This is a genomic window from Agrobacterium sp. SORGH_AS 787 (genome assembly GCF_030819035.1).
GTDB lineage: Bacteria > Pseudomonadota > Alphaproteobacteria > Rhizobiales > Rhizobiaceae > Agrobacterium > Agrobacterium larrymoorei_B.
In genome coordinates this window covers 692,355-708,048 of record NZ_JAUTBG010000001.1, presented here as the reverse complement: position 1 = coordinate 708,048, position 15,694 = coordinate 692,355, and the positions used below count along the sequence as shown (strand labels likewise).

Annotated in this window: 15 protein-coding genes; 3 read left to right on the top strand and 12 right to left on the bottom strand. The window is 59.6% G+C overall.

Features of this window, described 5'->3' with window-relative positions; genetic code table 11:
• The first annotated feature begins 93 nt into the window (after nucleotides 1-93).
• Nucleotides 94-666, top strand: coding sequence for a methyltransferase domain-containing protein (locus tag QE435_RS03055; RefSeq protein WP_349040206.1), 573 nt, complete (start codon nucleotides 94-96; stop codon nucleotides 664-666).
• Nucleotides 666-1,100, top strand: coding sequence for a GNAT family N-acetyltransferase (locus QE435_RS03050; RefSeq protein WP_349040205.1), 435 nt, complete (start codon nucleotides 666-668; stop codon nucleotides 1,098-1,100). The genes QE435_RS03055 and QE435_RS03050 overlap by 1 nt, the downstream gene beginning before the upstream one ends.
• 19 nt (nucleotides 1,101-1,119) lie before the next feature.
• On the opposite strand, the gene QE435_RS03045 is transcribed toward QE435_RS03050, so the two are convergent.
• From QE435_RS03045 to murA, 9 genes are all read right to left on the bottom strand, one after another.
• The gene (locus tag QE435_RS03045) at nucleotides 1,120-2,235 is read right to left on the bottom strand and encodes an anhydro-N-acetylmuramic acid kinase (RefSeq protein ID WP_349040204.1); all 1,116 of its coding nucleotides are present in this window, start codon (nucleotides 2,233-2,235) and stop codon (nucleotides 1,120-1,122) included.
• 11 nt (nucleotides 2,236-2,246) lie between these two features.
• Nucleotides 2,247-3,263, bottom strand: coding sequence for a serine hydrolase domain-containing protein (locus QE435_RS03040; protein WP_349040203.1), 1,017 nt, complete (start codon nucleotides 3,261-3,263; stop codon nucleotides 2,247-2,249).
• Between the two features lie 13 nt (nucleotides 3,264-3,276).
• Nucleotides 3,277-5,037: an ABC transporter ATP-binding protein gene (locus QE435_RS03035; RefSeq protein ID WP_349040202.1), complete on the bottom strand. Its 1,761-nt coding sequence runs from the start codon at nucleotides 5,035-5,037 to the stop codon at nucleotides 3,277-3,279.
• The gene (locus QE435_RS03030; protein ID WP_349040201.1) at nucleotides 5,034-5,876 is read right to left on the bottom strand and encodes an ABC transporter permease; all 843 of its coding nucleotides are present in this window, start codon (nucleotides 5,874-5,876) and stop codon (nucleotides 5,034-5,036) included. The genes QE435_RS03035 and QE435_RS03030 overlap by 4 nt, the downstream gene beginning before the upstream one ends.
• On the bottom strand, nucleotides 5,873-6,835 hold the full coding sequence (locus QE435_RS03025) for an ABC transporter permease (protein ID WP_349040200.1): 963 nt from the start codon (nucleotides 6,833-6,835) through the stop codon (nucleotides 5,873-5,875). The genes QE435_RS03030 and QE435_RS03025 overlap by 4 nt, the downstream gene beginning before the upstream one ends.
• A 24-nt stretch (nucleotides 6,836-6,859) precedes the next feature.
• Complete coding sequence (locus QE435_RS03020; protein ID WP_349041117.1) at nucleotides 6,860-8,368, bottom strand: ABC transporter substrate-binding protein; 1,509 nt, start codon at nucleotides 8,366-8,368, stop codon at nucleotides 6,860-6,862.
• Nucleotides 8,369-8,441: 73 nt separating this feature from the next.
• Nucleotides 8,442-9,365: an N-acetylmuramic acid 6-phosphate etherase gene (gene murQ / locus QE435_RS03015; protein WP_349040199.1), complete on the bottom strand. Its 924-nt coding sequence runs from the start codon at nucleotides 9,363-9,365 to the stop codon at nucleotides 8,442-8,444.
• A gap of 109 nt (nucleotides 9,366-9,474) precedes the next feature.
• A complete protein-coding gene (locus tag QE435_RS03010) occupies nucleotides 9,475-10,359 on the bottom strand; it encodes an N-acetylglucosamine kinase (RefSeq protein ID WP_349040198.1) in 885 nt (294 codons plus the stop codon).
• Nucleotides 10,356-11,612, bottom strand: a complete 1,257-nt coding sequence (gene murA, locus QE435_RS03005; RefSeq protein WP_349040197.1) for a UDP-N-acetylglucosamine 1-carboxyvinyltransferase — start codon at nucleotides 11,610-11,612, stop codon at nucleotides 10,356-10,358. Before murA ends, QE435_RS03010 begins: the two co-directional genes overlap by 4 nt.
• A 118-nt stretch (nucleotides 11,613-11,730) precedes the next feature.
• Here murA and QE435_RS03000 point away from each other — a divergent pair, with 118 nt between their 5' ends.
• Nucleotides 11,731-12,579 (top strand): MurR/RpiR family transcriptional regulator, encoded by an 849-nt coding sequence (locus QE435_RS03000; protein WP_349040196.1) that lies wholly within the window; start codon nucleotides 11,731-11,733, stop codon nucleotides 12,577-12,579.
• A 6-nt stretch (nucleotides 12,580-12,585) separates the two neighbouring features.
• Here the strand turns inward: QE435_RS03000 and QE435_RS02995 are convergent, their stop codons facing one another.
• From QE435_RS02995 to QE435_RS02985, 3 genes are all read right to left on the bottom strand, one after another.
• Nucleotides 12,586-13,434: a carbohydrate ABC transporter permease gene (locus tag QE435_RS02995; RefSeq protein WP_349040195.1), complete on the bottom strand. Its 849-nt coding sequence runs from the start codon at nucleotides 13,432-13,434 to the stop codon at nucleotides 12,586-12,588.
• Nucleotides 13,431-14,351 carry a sugar ABC transporter permease gene (locus QE435_RS02990; RefSeq protein WP_306929568.1) on the bottom strand — a complete coding sequence of 307 codons (921 nt, stop codon included), beginning with the start codon at nucleotides 14,349-14,351 and terminating at the stop codon, nucleotides 13,431-13,433. The genes QE435_RS02995 and QE435_RS02990 overlap by 4 nt, the downstream gene beginning before the upstream one ends.
• Nucleotides 14,352-14,434: 83 nt before the next feature.
• On the bottom strand, nucleotides 14,435-15,673 hold the full coding sequence (locus tag QE435_RS02985) for an extracellular solute-binding protein (protein WP_349040194.1): 1,239 nt from the start codon (nucleotides 15,671-15,673) through the stop codon (nucleotides 14,435-14,437).
• Nucleotides 15,674-15,694 lie beyond the last annotated feature (21 nt).

The following is a 15,694-nucleotide window of genomic DNA, read 5'->3' as shown; positions in this document are numbered from 1 at the left end:
TGATTCTTGGCATTCGTTTTGGGGGCGGGCGTAATGGAATATCAGGAAAAATCTTAGATTTTTTGGAAGAAGTCCGTCGATTCCCACCTTGCTTTGCCTGAGTTGTACCAGAGGAAACGTTACTATCTCTCCGCAATTGTCGAGCACTTGCCGGCGATGAAATCCGGCCTTGATATCGGTTGTGGCAATGGCGAATACACTGCCATGATGTTACCCAAGGTGGAAAAGCTCTGTGGCTACGATATTTCTCCAGGTCTCTTGGAAAAAGCGAAAGCCGATTTTGCGCATGAGCCGCGCATGAACTTTTATCTCGCAGACGTCAACGCCATCCCAGAGAACCCCCAAAGCTTCGACGTGGTTTTGTGTATGGGTGTGACAAGCTGCGTCATCGACGACAACAAGTATCGCGCGCTTATTGGACAAATTGCCGATTTTGCCCAAGAAAATGCCTTTGTCATCATGGGAGACACGCTGTCTCATTCGCAAAATTTATTGCTGGATGATCCAAGCGGTTACGTCGCCATGTACCGAAGCATGGACTATTATTTAGCTACTCTTCGTGAGAACGGCCTTGAGCTCGTAAGTGAATTCAAAATCATCGACAGCCATGGCGGGAGAACAGCAAACAAACTGTTCCTCTTTTGGAAACCGAGACGCGCGCATTGATGACGCGCTCCGGCTGTCGATGCGATCTGACCGTCACCGATCGTCCAGCCCCTGAAGACATTGCGGCCATCGGTGCCAATCTTTCCGCGTTCAACGATGCCGATGTCGGAGCTGCCGACAGGATGCCGCTTGCAGTCATCGTTCGGGGGGATGATGGCGCCTTACTGGCCGGGATCAGCGGATACACCGCCTGGGGCTGGCTTTACGTGCAGTGGCTCTGGGTTCACGACAGTCTTCGCGGCCAGCAGATGGCGGGTCGCATGTTGACCGCGGCGGAAAATGAGGCGCGCGGGCGCGACTGTCATTCTGCCTGGATCGACACATTCAATCCGGTGGCGGAGAAGGCTTACTCCCGCCAGGGTTACGAGGTCTTCGGTGAGCTGCCGGATTTTCCGATCGGCCGCACCCGGAAATTTTTGAAAAAGCGGCTCTGATCGCGTCTGATTGAAAATCTCAGGCGGCGAGGCGTCCGCCGGTCATCGGTTCGGGAGCGCCGGTCGTGGTCGGGAAGCTGATCGGCATATTGCGCAGCACGCGGACCGCCAGAAAAGCAAAACATTCGGCCTCTACGGCGTCGCCCCGCCAGCCCAGCGTTTCGGCAGGCTGGGCGTCGACACGGGCGCGCTCTGCCAGCATGCGCATCAGTGTCGGATTATGGCGACCGCCGCCGCTGACAAACAATCTCTCCGGGCGCTGCGAAAGCAGGTCCAGAGCCTTGCCGACGGCAGAGGCGGTGAAGGCCGTCAGCGTGGCGGCGCCATCTTCCAATGAAAGCCCGTCTGCCATGCTCGCACCAAAATCGAACCGATCCAGCGATTTCGGGAAGCGAGCGGAGAGATAGGGATGCTGGAGCAGCTTTGCCAGGCGCTCTTCATTGACTTGTCCTGATGCGGCGATCAGGCCGTCGCGGTCCATGTCGCCGCGCCCGTGCTGCTTGATCCAGTCATTGATCGGCGCATTGGCGGGGCCTGTGTCAAAGGCGACAACGTGGCCCTTGCCATCGGTCCAGGTGACGTTACCGACACCGCCGAGATTGAGGATCGCGGCACTGCCATCCTGCGTCACGCCCTTCAGCAGCGCCGAGTGATAGGCGGCGGCCAGCGGCGCGCCTTGTCCGCCAGCGCGAACATCGGCGCTGCGAAAATCATAGGCCACCTTGGTACCGAGAAGCTTCGCCATCAATCCGCCGTCGCCCAGTTGACGGGTGGCGCCCAGACGGCCCGGCTGCGGCGCGCGGTGCAGGACGGTCTGCCCATGGAAGCCGACGACGCCGATATCGGATAGCGACAACCCGGCATCTTTCACCAGGGCTGCCACGGCAGCGGACTGAGCGCGGGTCAGCGCGTCCTCGGCGCGTGCGAAAATCTCCGGCTCCGGTCCGTCGAAATTCCACTTGCGGGCCGCAGCCAGTGTCTCTTCCAGAAGGTCGCGAACGGCTTGATCATAGGGTGCAAGTGTATAGGCGCCGAAGCGCTCGACGCGTTCACCATCGGTCTTGAGAAGCGCGACATCGATGTTGCCGTCAAGCACGGTTCCCGTCATCAAACCTACGGCCCAGATCGGTTCCATTTCGTCTCTCCTCAATGCGTGTTGATCATGTCGCCGATGGCAGCGCGAAGGGCGAAAATGCCGCTATCGACGTGCCGGCTCGGATGCACCCGGTTGGTCAGCAAGGTCCAGGCGCGTCGCTTGTCGAAATCGATCCAGAGACCTGTGCCGGTAAACCCCGTATGGCCGATGACGCTATCGTTGCAAAACGCGCCGCCCGACCAACCTTCATAGGGACGCTCCCAACCATGGGTGCGTCTGTTCGAAAGCGGTTGGCGCATCAACCTGCCAACGCCATCGTCGTTCTCGTTCCCCGTCAACAGCGAGTGGGCATAGTCGAGAACGGCATCCGCGGTGCCAAACAGACCGGCATGGCCAGAGCCCTGAAGTGCGTAGCAATTCTCGTCATGCACCTCCCCGCAGATCATCCGGTTGCGCCAGGTGCAGAACTCGGTGGCTGCAGTTTTTGCAGGATCGCCGTGAAAAGCAAAGCCCGGGCCGGCATCCATCTCGCGGATGCGCTTGCCAGCCAGTCTTTCCAGAGCGATGCCGAGAAGGATGTAATTGATATCCGAATAGGTAGGCTCGCCATGGCGCCATTCGCGCTGGAGCACGAAGGCCCGCAGACGGTCCGGGTCATCCCCATAGGTATAGATCGGCTCCACCGCCGGAAACGGAGTCTGGTGGCCCAGGCACTGACGGAAGGTCACCTTCCGTTCCCAGCATTCGGGAGCGTATTGCCGGAAATCGGGGATGAGCGTCGTGATAGGACTGTCGAGATCGATAGCGCCGGAAACGGCCAATTCGAGGATCTTGCGCGTGGTGAAAATGACTTTGGTCAGCGAGGCGAGATCGAACCAGGTGTCGAGCACCATCGGGCGCTCGCCACCGACCTTTTGCGCGTGACCGACCGCCCTCGTCAGGCGATTGCCGTCGCTATCGACCATGCCGAAGACGCCGCCAGGAATACGGCCAGCATCGACAGCCTTTTTTAGCAGGTCGAAACTAGTATCGAAAGGCGTCAGGAGCGGCGAAGATTGTTCGGCCATGAAGGTTTCCTGCTCAATTTGCTGCCGCTACTTCAAGCTTCACGCGGTGGTCTTCGCCAAAATACTCCCAGCGTGCGGGCTCAGGCTCGAAGCCCTCAGGACGCAACAATGTCGGCACGGCCTCGGTGTTCAACTCAAACCTCTCGCGCCGCCGTTCCATGGTCGGCACCGCTGCAATCAGCTTCTTGGTATAGCTGTGCTGAGGATTCGACAAGACGGAGCGGGCGTCGCCGATTTCGACGATCTGACCCGCATAGAGAACGGCGACCCGGTGGGCGATGCGTTCGACCACGGCCATGTCGTGGGAGACGAAGAGATAGGCGAGGTCACGTTCCTTTTGCAGGTCAATCAGAAGATCGAGCACGCGCGCCTGAACCGAAACATCGAGTGCGGAGACAGCCTCATCAAGCACGAGAATGGAAGGATCGAGCATCAAGGCGCGGGCGATGCAAAGGCGCTGGCGCTGGCCGCCGGAAAACTCATGCGGATAGCGGGTGAGGCTATCGGCGGGAAGGCCAACGCGGTCAAGAAGTGCTGTCATTTGCGAGGTGATCTGGCCGTCGATCCGACGTCCCGCTGCAATGACCGGCTCAGCCAGAAGGCTTTGCACATCAAGACGCGGATTGAGAGACGCATAGGGGTTCTGAAACACCATCTGCATCGGCTTCTGCGCGTTTGTCGATTGGGAAGACGGAGAGGATTGTGTGGTGAAGGAGCCGCGTGTCGGCTTGACCAGACCAAGCAGAGCCCGCGCCGTGGTCGATTTGCCCGATCCGCTTTCGCCGACGACCGCAAGCGTCTCGCCCCGACAAATATCAAACTCGACAGCTTCCACCGCATGGATGGCGCCTGCGGGTTGGCGAAGAATGCCGGTCGTGGCAGGAAAGCGTACGGTCAACTCCTGAACCGAAAGTGCGGTGGGCTCGTTGGCGTGTTTCGTACGAGGTGAGTCAGCACGCACATGCTGGCCGTTGGCAAAATGCGGGACGGCGTTCAACAGGTGCTGCGTGTAGCTGTGTTGCGGACGGTCGAGAATATCGTCCGCCTTTCCCTGCTCCACAACCTTTCCAGACTGCATCACCAGCACGCGGTCGGCAATCCCTGCCACAAGTCCGAGATCATGAGTGATGAAGATGAGGCCGGTGCCGGTCTCTCGCTGAAGCTCGGCGAGAAGCGCCATGATCTGTGCCTGTACCGAAACGTCCAGCGCCGTCGTTGGTTCGTCGGCAATGAGGAGACGAGGGGACGCTGCGAGCGCCATCGCAATCATCACCCGCTGCAGCATTCCGCCCGAAAGCTGGTGCGGGTAGTAGCCGAGGCGTCGCGCCGCGTCTGGAATGCGCATGCGGTCTAACGCCCGCAATGTCTCTGCACGCGCCTCTGTCCCGCCCTTGCCTTGCAGGCGAAAGACTTCCTCGATCTGCTTGCCGATGGTGAGCACCGGATTGAGCGAGGTCATCGGCTCCTGAAAGATCATGCCGATCTCCAACCCTCGGATTTGCTCCATCCGTTTCGTGTCGAGAGTGGCGAGATTCTGCGTCTTTCCATCTGCGAGCGACAGATCGATCCGGCCATTGGTGATCCTGCCGCCGCTGTAGTCGATGAGACGATTGATCGAGAGCGCGGTGACGGATTTGCCGGAGCCGCTTTCGCCGACGATGGCCAGCGTTTCGCCGGCATCAAGTGTGAAGCTGACGCCTTCCACGATCGGCTTCGCGGCATTGCCGCGACCGAAACCGACGCTGAGGTTTTGTACAGAAAGAAGCTCTGTCATGATGCCACCCGTCGCATGCGGGGATCGAGCAGATCGCGAAGTGCGTCGCCCAGAAGGTTGAAGCCGAGAATGCCGAGCATGACGGCGAGGCCCGGGAAAATCAGCAGCCATGGTGCCATCTCCATCAGGTTGATGCTGTCTGCCAGCATTAGGCCAAGCGAGGAGTCCGGCGGCTGTGTGCCAAGGCCAAGGAAGCTCAGGCCCGATTCCGTCAGAAGGGACCATGCGAGCGCCAACGTCACCTGCACGGTGAGCGGCGCCACCAGATTGAGCATCAGGTGCCGGGTGAGGATGTAGGATGTGGAACTGCCGAAGGTGCGGGCCGCATCGACGAAATCGCGCGCCTTGATCGACAGCGCCGGTCCGCGCACAACGCGCGTGAAGATCGGCGTATAGACGAAGGCAATGGCGAGAATGCTGGTGAAGGTACCCGGGCCGACCACGGTGATGAAGAGCAGGGCAAGCAGAATGGCGGGGAAGGCGAGCAGGATATCCATCAGTCGCATGACAATGCCGTCCCACAGACGCCCGACCCAGGCGGCGGTCAGTCCCAGGACCGTGCCGATGACGGCGGCGATGCCGACAGAGGAAAAGGCGACGAGGAAAGATTGACCGATGCCGATCATCAACCGGCTGAGCACATCGCGCCCAAACATGTCGGTGCCCATCCAGTGGGCGGCGCTCGGGCCTTGCAGGCGGTCGATGCGGAATTGTTGCAGCGGATCGTAGGGCGTCAGACCAAGCCAGGCGGCAAGCGCCAGCAACAGGTAGGTTAGGACGATGGCCGCGCCAACGCAGCCGCTCGGGTGGCGCAGAAGCCTAGACAACAGAGAGGTCATGACCGGCTCCCCAAGCGAATGCGCGGATCGAGCGCGACGTAGGCGAGATCAACGATGAGGTTGACGATCATGAAGTTCAGCGCGACGAACAGCACCGCGCCCTGCACCAGCGCATAATCACGCTGGAGAATAGCTTCCAGCGTCATGCGCCCGATGCCAGGAAGCGCAAAGATCTGTTCGACCAGCACCGCGCCACCCAGCAGATAGCCGAACTCGACACCGCAAAGTGTGATGACGGGAATGAGAGCGTTGGGCAGGGCGTGCCGCCAGATGACGTTGCGACGTGCCACACCCTTGCTGCGGGCGGTGCGCACATAATCGTCGCTCAAGACATCCAGCATAGCTGAGCGGGAAATTCGTGTGACGGAGGCGGTGAAAGACAGTCCAAGCGTCAGCGCCGGAAAAAACAGTTGCGAGAGGTTGGCGATCGGATCCTGGGTGAAAGGCACATAGTCGCCCATGGCTGGCAGAATGCCGAAGCCCGCCGAGAGAATGTAGATGATGCCGAGGCCAAAGACGAAGCTCGGCGTGGACTGCCCGATCATGGCGAAGATGCGGACGCTGAGATCCGAGCCCCGGCCAGCGCGCGTTGCCGCAAAGACACCGAGCGGAAGCCCGAGGAGAAGCGCGATCGCCACCGACAGGCAGGCGAGTTCGAGTGTCAGTGGGAAACGTTGGAGAATGACGTCGAGCACCGGCTTACCGTAAGTGACCGAGAGACCAAGGTTGCCTGATACGACCCCAGAGAGCCAGCGCCCATACTGAACGAGCCAGCCCTGATCGAGGCCGAAATAGGCCGAGAGGGCTTGCTTCTGTTCCGGCGTGAGAAGCCCAGCCTCTGTGCCGAGCATGGCGGTGATGGAGTCACCGGGAACGAGGCGGATAGCGACGAACACCAGAACGGAGACACCCAGCATGACGAGCGGGAATGTCACGAGACGTCGTAGCAGGTAGGTCATGTCGTCATCCGCCTCATGCACGTATTACTTCAGAGTAACCTTGGAGAGGCCGAACAGAGAACCATCCGGTGTTGCTACGAAGTTTTCGACATTCTGCTGCTGCGCCGTGTAAGCGTAGTTGGTGTAGAGCCAGATCCATGGCGAAACTTCCGCCAGATGCTTGTCGAAAGCGGCAAAGATTTCCTTGCGCTTGGCAACATCGGTTTCGACGCGGCCCTTCTGCATCAGGTCGTCAAGCGTGTCGTCGATATAGTGCGCGACCTTCTGCAGGTTGCCCGCCTTCGTCCAGTAGCGGTTATACATGGTGTACGGATCGGCCCGGCCACCATTCTGCGCCACGGCCATGTCGAAATCGCCTTTCAGCCAGGTATCGACATAGACGTTGAGTTCCATCATCTTGATGTCGAGTTTGATGCCGATTTCCTTCAACTGCGACTGGATGACCTGGGCTTCGGCGGCAGCGGTCGGCGGTTCTCCGGTTGCGGCGATCACGGTTGCCGAGAAGCCATCCTTCAGCCCTGCATCGGCCATCAGTTTCTTGGCTTTTTCCAGATCCTTCTTGTAGCAGAAGAGGCTGTTCGGGTCCGAGCGATAGAGCGGCATCGTCAGCGGTCCGGTGACTTCGCCTTCGCCAAGCAGAGCCGTATCGAGCACATCCTGGCGATCGATGGCACAGGAAATCGCCTGACGCACGGCAAGCTCTGTCATCGGCTTGCGCGAGGCATTGAGCTGCAGCGCGTGGTAGGAGAGAATCGGCTTGCGGTTCAAGGTCAGCCCGGCCACCTTCGGCACGAGCGTTGCGACCAGAGGATCGTTCAGCAGAGCGAAATCGACTTTCTTGGCGCGGAGTGCTGCGAGAATGGCGTTCTCATCCGGCAACACGCTGATGTCGATGCCATCGACACCCACCTTGCCGCCCGCCCATTCCGTGTTGGCTTTCAGCACTTCCTTCTGGTTCGGCTCCCAGCTTTCGAGCTTGAACGGGCCGCTCCCTACGGCTGCCGTGCCGATCTTGCCAGCCGTTATCTCGGAAGCAGGCACGATGGCTGCATTGATGCTGCCCATGGCGGTGAGCAGTGGAACGTCTGGCTGCGACAGGTTGAAGACAACGGTCTGAGCATCCGGCGTATCGATGCTGGCAATCGAGAGATAGTTGGCGCGGGCGGCTGCCGCTGTCGCCTGGTCGAGAATGCGTTCGAAGGAGGCTTTCACGTCGGCAGAGGTCACAGCTGCGCCATTGTGAAACTTCGCCGTCGGGTCGAGTTTGAAGGTCAGCGTCTTGGCGTCGGGCGAGAAGGTCCATTCTTTTGCAAGCGCCGGCACCACCTTGAGATCGCCATCCAGGCGAACAAGCGGCTCGTAGATCAGTTCAAGCAGGCGTATCGAGGAAAAGGCCGTCTGCTTGTGCGGGTCAAGGCCCGTGGCATCCTGTGCCCACGCCATTTTTAACGTGGCTGCAAATCCGGGGGTGGCGGTAGCGGTCAGCAAGCTTCCGGCGATTGCCGCACAAGCCAGCCATTTTCGAGCGATCATTGTCATGCTTATTCTCCCTCTGGTTGGCTGATCCCGTCCTTTTCGAACGCCGGGTATGCAGCAGGTCTCGCGTTCAATCGGTTTTTTCAGTCAGCGCTTTGCGCAAAAAGCCGTCATTTCGAACAAGTGCCGCCTCGGCCTCTTCCCGGCTCAGTCCGCTCAGGATCATCAGGATCGCGAGCTTCACATTGTTGCCGCTGACCGTCAGGTGTTCTTCCGCAACGTCACTCGTGCAGCCGGTTGCCTCCATGATGATGCGGATGGCGCGGGCGCGTAGCTTCTGATTGCTGATGGTTAAATCCACCATCAGGTTCTCGTAGGTCTTGCCGATGCGGATCATGCTGGCGGTCGTCAGCATGTTCAAGACGAGCTTCTGGGCGGTGCCTGATTTCAACCGTGTTGAGCCCGTCACCACCTCCGGCCCGACGACGGGCGAGATGGCAATGTCGGCCATGTCGGCCAGCGTCGAATGCGGATTGCAGGTCAACGAAACAGTCTTCGCGCCGATGGATCGGGCATGGGTCAGCGCGCCAACCACATAAGGCGTGCGCCCGCTCACTGCGATGCCGACCACCACGTCGTTTGCGGAAAGATTGATCTCCGCAATATTGCGCTTTCCTTCCTCCACGTCATCCTCGGCGCCTTCCACCGCATGTAGAATGGCGCGTGGGCCGCCGGCGATCAGACCGACAACCATGCCTTCCGGCACGGAAAAGGTGGGAGGGCATTCGGATGCATCGAGGACACCAAGACGTGCGCTGGTCCCCGCGCCGATATAGATCAACCGTCCGCCGCTGCGAAAGGCGCGAACGATCTCCTCCACCGCCTCGGCGATTTGCGGAATGACCTTGGCGACGGCGTCCGGCACGAGCGCATCGTCGCGGTTCATGACCCTCAGGATCTCTTCCGTCGGCAGCAGATCGATCGACATGGAATTGGGATTGCGCGCTTCAGAAACCAGCTGCTCAAGTTCCGCCATCAGGTGCAGGTGCGACATGGATCCTCACTCGATTTTTTAACAGATTAAGATCGAATATTCCTCATGTCAATTAATATAGGAATATATTATTCCATCTTTTGCAGCTAGAGATGCGCTCCGCTTCCGTTCAGGACGACAGCTGTTTTGCCAGGATGATCGCACCGGATACGGCGTCGCCATCTGCCTGTTTCAAGCGCTTGCGCACGTCGGGTGCAAGCCACGGCTCCAACGGTCCGGAAAGACCACCGAGCAGTGTGACCGCCGGTGCGCCATACTCGATCAGGCGACGGACGAGGCCGTCAATATGGCCGGCCCCGGATTGAACGATCTGCCGGGCGGCGGCGTCTCCCTGGTCGGCATGACGCAGAACGAGGGGCGCGAGTGTCGCGTAATCCGTCGCGGTTGCCTTATCCATCCAGCCGACGATATTGGCGGGAAGGTTGTCGAAGCGGTTCAGGACTTCGGAGAGAAGTGCGGTCTTATCCCGCCGCCCGTCGAAGGCGAGCAAGGCTGACTGGATCGCCTTCAGCCCCATATCGGCACCGCTCCCTTCATCGGAGATTGGAAAGCCGTAGCCGCCTGCGCGCTTCTCCTCACCGCCGACAAGCGCCAGCCCTATCGAGCCGGTGCCGGCAATGACAATGCCGCCATCGTGACCGGAATGGGCACCGAGGCAGGCGGCAGCGCCGTCGGAGGTAAAGCAAATATTGCCGAAAGGGTGGGGCAGGGCTTCCAGTTGTTCGCGCGAGCCTGCACGCGTCAGCCCGGCAATGCCAATGCCTGCCACAACATTTGGTGCGCTGGAAGAGTCAAGCCCGGCCTCTTCGGCTGCACCCGTCCAGGCCCGCAGCACGGAGGCCCAGGCGTTTGGTACGCCGAGGCGAGTCGTCGCTGGCCCGGACAAGCCTTGCCCGATGACGTGGCCGGCCTCATCGACGATCCTTGCACGGCAGCCGGTGCCGCCGCCATCGACGCCGAGATAAAGTGTCTGGTCGCTAAGCGGCTTCGTCATAGCGACACGCGACGAATGTTGGCGCCGCATTGGGCGAGCTTGCGGTCAAGCTGCTCATAACCACGGTCGAGATGATACACGCGCTTGATGATGGTTTCACCTTGCGCCGCAAGCGCTGCAAGCACGAGGCACACGGAGGCGCGCAGATCGGTTGCCATGACAGGCGCGCCCTTGAGGGATTGCTGCCCACGGACCGTGGCGACGGAACCGTTGAGCGCGATGTTCGCGCCAAGCCGCGACAGTTCCGGGACATGCATGAAGCGGTTTTCAAAAATGGTTTCGCGGATGACGCTGGCGCCGTCGGCAATCGACGCCATCGCCATGAATTGTGCCTGCAAATCCGTCGGAAAGCCTGGATAGGGTTCGGTGGTGAAATCGGCAGGCTTGATCGGCAAATGACCTTCGACCACGACGCCACGATCTCCGGGCCAGATGGTGGCGCCCATGCTTTCCAACACCTGCAAGACCGATGAGAGATGTTCCATACGGGCATTGACCAGCTCGATACGGCCGCCGGTGATCATTGCCGCTGCCGCGTAGGTCCCTGCCTCGACACGGTCCGCAATGGCGTGGTGGCTCGCAGCGCGCCAGTTCGTGCTGCCCCTGACCAGAAGCCGATGCGTGCCAGCGCCTTCGATCTGCGCACCCATAGAAGAGAGACAGGCGCAGAGATCGACCACTTCCGGTTCACGCGCGGCGTTTAGGATTTCGGTTTCGCCGGTGGCGCAACACGCCGCCATCAGCGCCGTTTCGCTGGCGCCGACGGAGGGGCCGGGCAGGACAATGCGCGCGCCTTTCAATCCGTTAGGGGCATCCGCGACGATATAGCCGCCTTCCACGGCAATCGTCGCACCAAGGGCTGAGAGGACTTTCAGATGCATATCGACCGGGCGCGCGCCGATCGCGCAGCCTCCGGGGAGCGAAACGCGCGCCGAGCCGAAACGAGCGAGCAGGGGGCCGAGCACCAGGATCGAGGCGCGCATCTTGCGCACGGTCTCGTAGTCCACTTCGCCTGGCGTCACGTCTCGCGCATTGATGGTCGTACCGCCCGCATGTCTTTCCACCTCGGCACCGTAAAGCGAAATGATGCGCAGCATGTTGTCGACATCGGACACCTTGGGCAGGTTCGTCAGCTCAAGCGGATGAGGTGAGAGAAGGGCGGCGGCAATCTGCGGCAGAGCCGCGTTCTTGGCGCCTGCAATTGGGACCGCGCCATCGAGCCTCGTTCCGCCGGTGATATGCAGCTCATCCATAAAAGACCTTCCGGGTCAAAACTGATGCTGAAATCTGGATAGCCAATCATAAGATAAGCGCTATAATATTCCAGAGAATTTTTAATTTGCGAATATCTTATTCCGGTTGGGGGAGCGCATGTCCGTCTTGAAGGTCATCCAGGCGAAATTGGAATTCATGACGGATGCCGAGCGCCAGATCGGCCAGTTCATCGTCGATGATCCCGATCGCATGGTGCAGCTTTCTTCTGCAGAACTCGCCGCCGCGACCGGGCGCAGCCAGTCCAGCGTGGTAAAATTTTCGCAGAAAATTGGATATGATGGCTATCAGCAGCTGAAACTTGCAGTCACCAAGGCCAAGGCGCAGGAGTGGCGTGTGCCATCCGGCATGATCCACGGAACGATCGATGCCGGGGACAATTTCGTCACCATCCAGCAGAAGCTGGTGGCGAGCAAGGTCTCCGCCATGCAGCAGACGATGGAGGTGAATGCCGAAGACGCCGTTACCGCTGCGGTCTCTGCGCTGGCATCGGCAAGGCGCATTCATCTCGCCGGTATCGGTGCGTCTTCGCTCGTGGCGCGGGATTTCTCCTACAAGCTATTGAAGCTCGGATTGGTGGCGCTGATGGATCGCGATCCGCATGTGCAAATGGCCAATGCCGCGTCGCTCAACAGTCGGGATGTGCTGTTTGCCATCTCCCACTCCGGCAGTACCAATGAGACGATCCGGCTGGCGGAACTGGCGAAAAAGGGCGGCGCGACGGTCGTGACGCTGACTGGTCTTCATGGCAATCGGCTCAGCCAGATCGCCGACATCACGCTCCATACGGTGGCGGATGAGGAACGCGTGCGATCCTCCGCCATCACGTCCCGCGATGCGCAGCTTGCCATCTGCGATCTGGTCTTTCTGCTGTTGATCGCCAAGATACCCGGCGCCAATGACGCCATTCATGCCAGCGAGGCCGCGGTCTCCGTTCTCAAGTCGTGACCATGTCTACTTGATCGCGCCTGCCGTCATGCCGTTGATGAACTGCCGCGACAACGCGATGTAGAGAATGATGATCGGCAGTGCCGAAAGCGTCAATCCTGAAAACAGCACGCCCCAATCCGTGGCGAACTCGCCCATGAAGGTGGTCAGTCCCTGCGGCAAGGTCTTCAGATTGTTGTTCTGAATGAAGATCAGCGGGAAGAAGAAATCATTCCAGATCGGCACGACGTTCTGGATTGCGGCGATCACCATGGCCGGTCGCACCAGCGGCAGCATGATGGACCACATGATCCGCGCTTCATTGGCGCCATCCATGCGGGCAGCATCCTCCAACTCGTTCGGCAGGCTGCGGATGAAGCCGGTGAGGATGAAGACGGTCGTCGGCAGCCCGGTGGCGACATAGATGAAGATCAGCGACAGCCGCGAGTCAATCAGCCCGAAATCCCGCATCTGGATGAAGAGCGGAATGATTGCCAGTTTCAGCGGCAAGGTCAGCCCCGCCAGGAAGAATAGCAGGATCAAACCGGAACCGCGGAACTCATAGCGCGCAATGGCGTAAGCGGCCATGGTGCCGAGGATCAGGATCAGCGCAATCGAACTCGCCGTAACGATCAGCGAATTGCCCATATAGAGCAGGAAGTCCGTCTCGTTCCATACCCGAAGGATGCTTTTGACATTGGTGAAATCGGGAATGGAGAAGGGGGACTGGAAGATTTGGGCATTGGTCTTGAAGGCGGAAAAGAACATGATGATGATCGGTGTCAGCATGACGATGCTGTTGCCGATCAGCAGGATCTGGATCAGGCCATCCCAGCCATAGGTGCGGAAGCTGCCGCGGTCGATTGCCTTCATCATAGCTGGATCTCCCGTCTGCGCAGTCTGACAGTAATGATGCTGGAAACCACGGCAATGAACAGGAAGATCAGCACCGCAAGCGCGCTGCCGGGACCGAAGTTTTCCGCCGAGGCTGACATGCTGCCAAAGGCTGTGCGGTAGAAATAAAGCCCGAGCACATCCGTTGCCTCATGCGGATTGCCGTCCACACCGGCCATGATGAAGGGAAGTTCGAACCAGTTGAAGGCACCGACGAAGAGCAGAGTAAAGACGACGGTCGCCGAAGGGGCGACAAGAGGCCAGACGATCTTGCTCATCTTCACCCATTCGCTCTCGGTCTCCATGCGCACGGCGTCGAGAATTTCCGATGGTATGCGCTGCATCCCCGCCAGGAAGACGAGCGTCGGAAAGCCGACCATGTGCCAGGCATTGGCAACGACGATGGCCATCAATGCCGTGGAATCCTGGCCGAGCCAAGGCTGTGCCAGGCTGCCAAGCCCGACGGCTCTGAGACTGGCATTCACGGCGCCGAAGAGCGGGTGGTAGAAGAGCTTCCACATCAGGCCGACAATCACGGTGGACAATACCACGGGCAGGAAGACGGCAATGCGGTGAAAGCGCGCGCCCCAGAGTTCGCGCCAGAGGCAATAGGCGAGAATGAAGCCGACGCCGTTCTGAAGCACCATCAGGGCGAAGAAGACAAAGATATTGTGCTTGAAGGCATTGATCGTGCGTTCCGAGAACGGATACTCGAACAGCACGCGGTAGAAATTATCGAACCATACGAAGTCGCCGCGGACCAGGCCTCGCCACTCATAGAAGGCATAGGCGAAGGCCGACAGGATCGGGTAGACGAGAAACAGGCACATGAAGGCGATTGGCGGGACCACGAGGGCCGCAATCCAAAGTCTTCTGCCTGTCAACTTGCTGGACATCATCGAACCTATCCCAACGGCCTCAACTCAGTGGAGCCGGCCACTCTCATCAAGAGCGGCCGGCCCAATCCGGCTGTACCGTTCGATCACTTCTTGAACGGCGCATACCAGGCCGCGAGACCATCGGTCATCGACTTGCCGACTTCGGCCGGTGTCGCCTGCCCGTTCAGCATCTTCGATACACCTGCCTGGATCAGGTTCGAACCCGTCGGCTCACCGTAGCGGAAGTTGACAAGCGTCATATAGGGGATCGAATCCTTGTTGAGCGCGGCGACCTCGGCCAGCAGAGGATTATCGAAGGTGACGCCTGGAACGGCAGAAACGTTGTTCAGCCCGTTGGCAAAGGCCTGTCCGAAGTCCTTGCTGGAAACATAGTTGAGGAACTTTAGCACAGCCTCCGAATCCTTCGGCTTGGCATTCCCGCCGAAGCCGGAGTCGTAGAAGAGGCCAACGAGCTTCTCGTCCTCTGCCTTCAGACCGGGGGCGGCGAAGACGCCCATCTTCAAATCCGGGTTCTGCTTGGCGAAGTTGGCAAGCTCGAAGGAGCCGCCGGCAAACATGCCGGCCATGCCGGAGGTGAACAGCTGCTGCGCGGAAGCGTAATCGAGACCGACGAAGCCATCGGGGAAATACTTGGAGATTTCCTTGAGTTTGGTCAAAGCCTCGACATAGCGCTTGTCGTTGAAGTCGGTCTTGCCCGCCATCAGGTCGGCATAAAAGGCCTTGCCCATGATCGAGGACGTGAGAGCGGAGACGATGGTCTCGTTCTGCCAGCCGGTTGCCGTGCCATTGGCAAACGGCATCACGCCCGCCGCCTTCAGCTTCTCGCAAGCCGCAATGAACTCGTCCCAGCTCTTCGGTTCGGTGATGCCGTTCTTCTCGAAAATCTCGGTGTTGTAGATGACGAGCATGGTCTGGCTTGCGGCCGGAACGGCATAGAGCGTCTTGTCCGAGCGCATCGTTGCAGAGGCAAGAGCCGATTCCGAGAAGCCCTTCAGCGCCGGGATCTTGGTATCGTCCAGCGGCATGAGGTAGCCAGCACCCGCCAGGTTCTCAATGCCGCCATAGGTACGGGTCATCATCAAATCTGGACCCTTGCCGCCTGCAAGAGCTGTAGAAAGGACGGTGTTGTAGCTCGTTGCTTCGAAGGCCTCGAACTTGACCGTGATGTCCGGGTTCGCCTTGTTGAAATCGGCGAAGAACTTTTCATATTCGGCCTTATCTTCCTGGCGCCAGGTCCAGAAGGTCAGGTCTGCTGCGAAGGTTGCGCTGGCCGACAGGATGGTGCTGCAGGCAATTGCCGCTCCCAGTAAAAATCGTTTCATCTGTTCCTCTCCTTCTTTTTT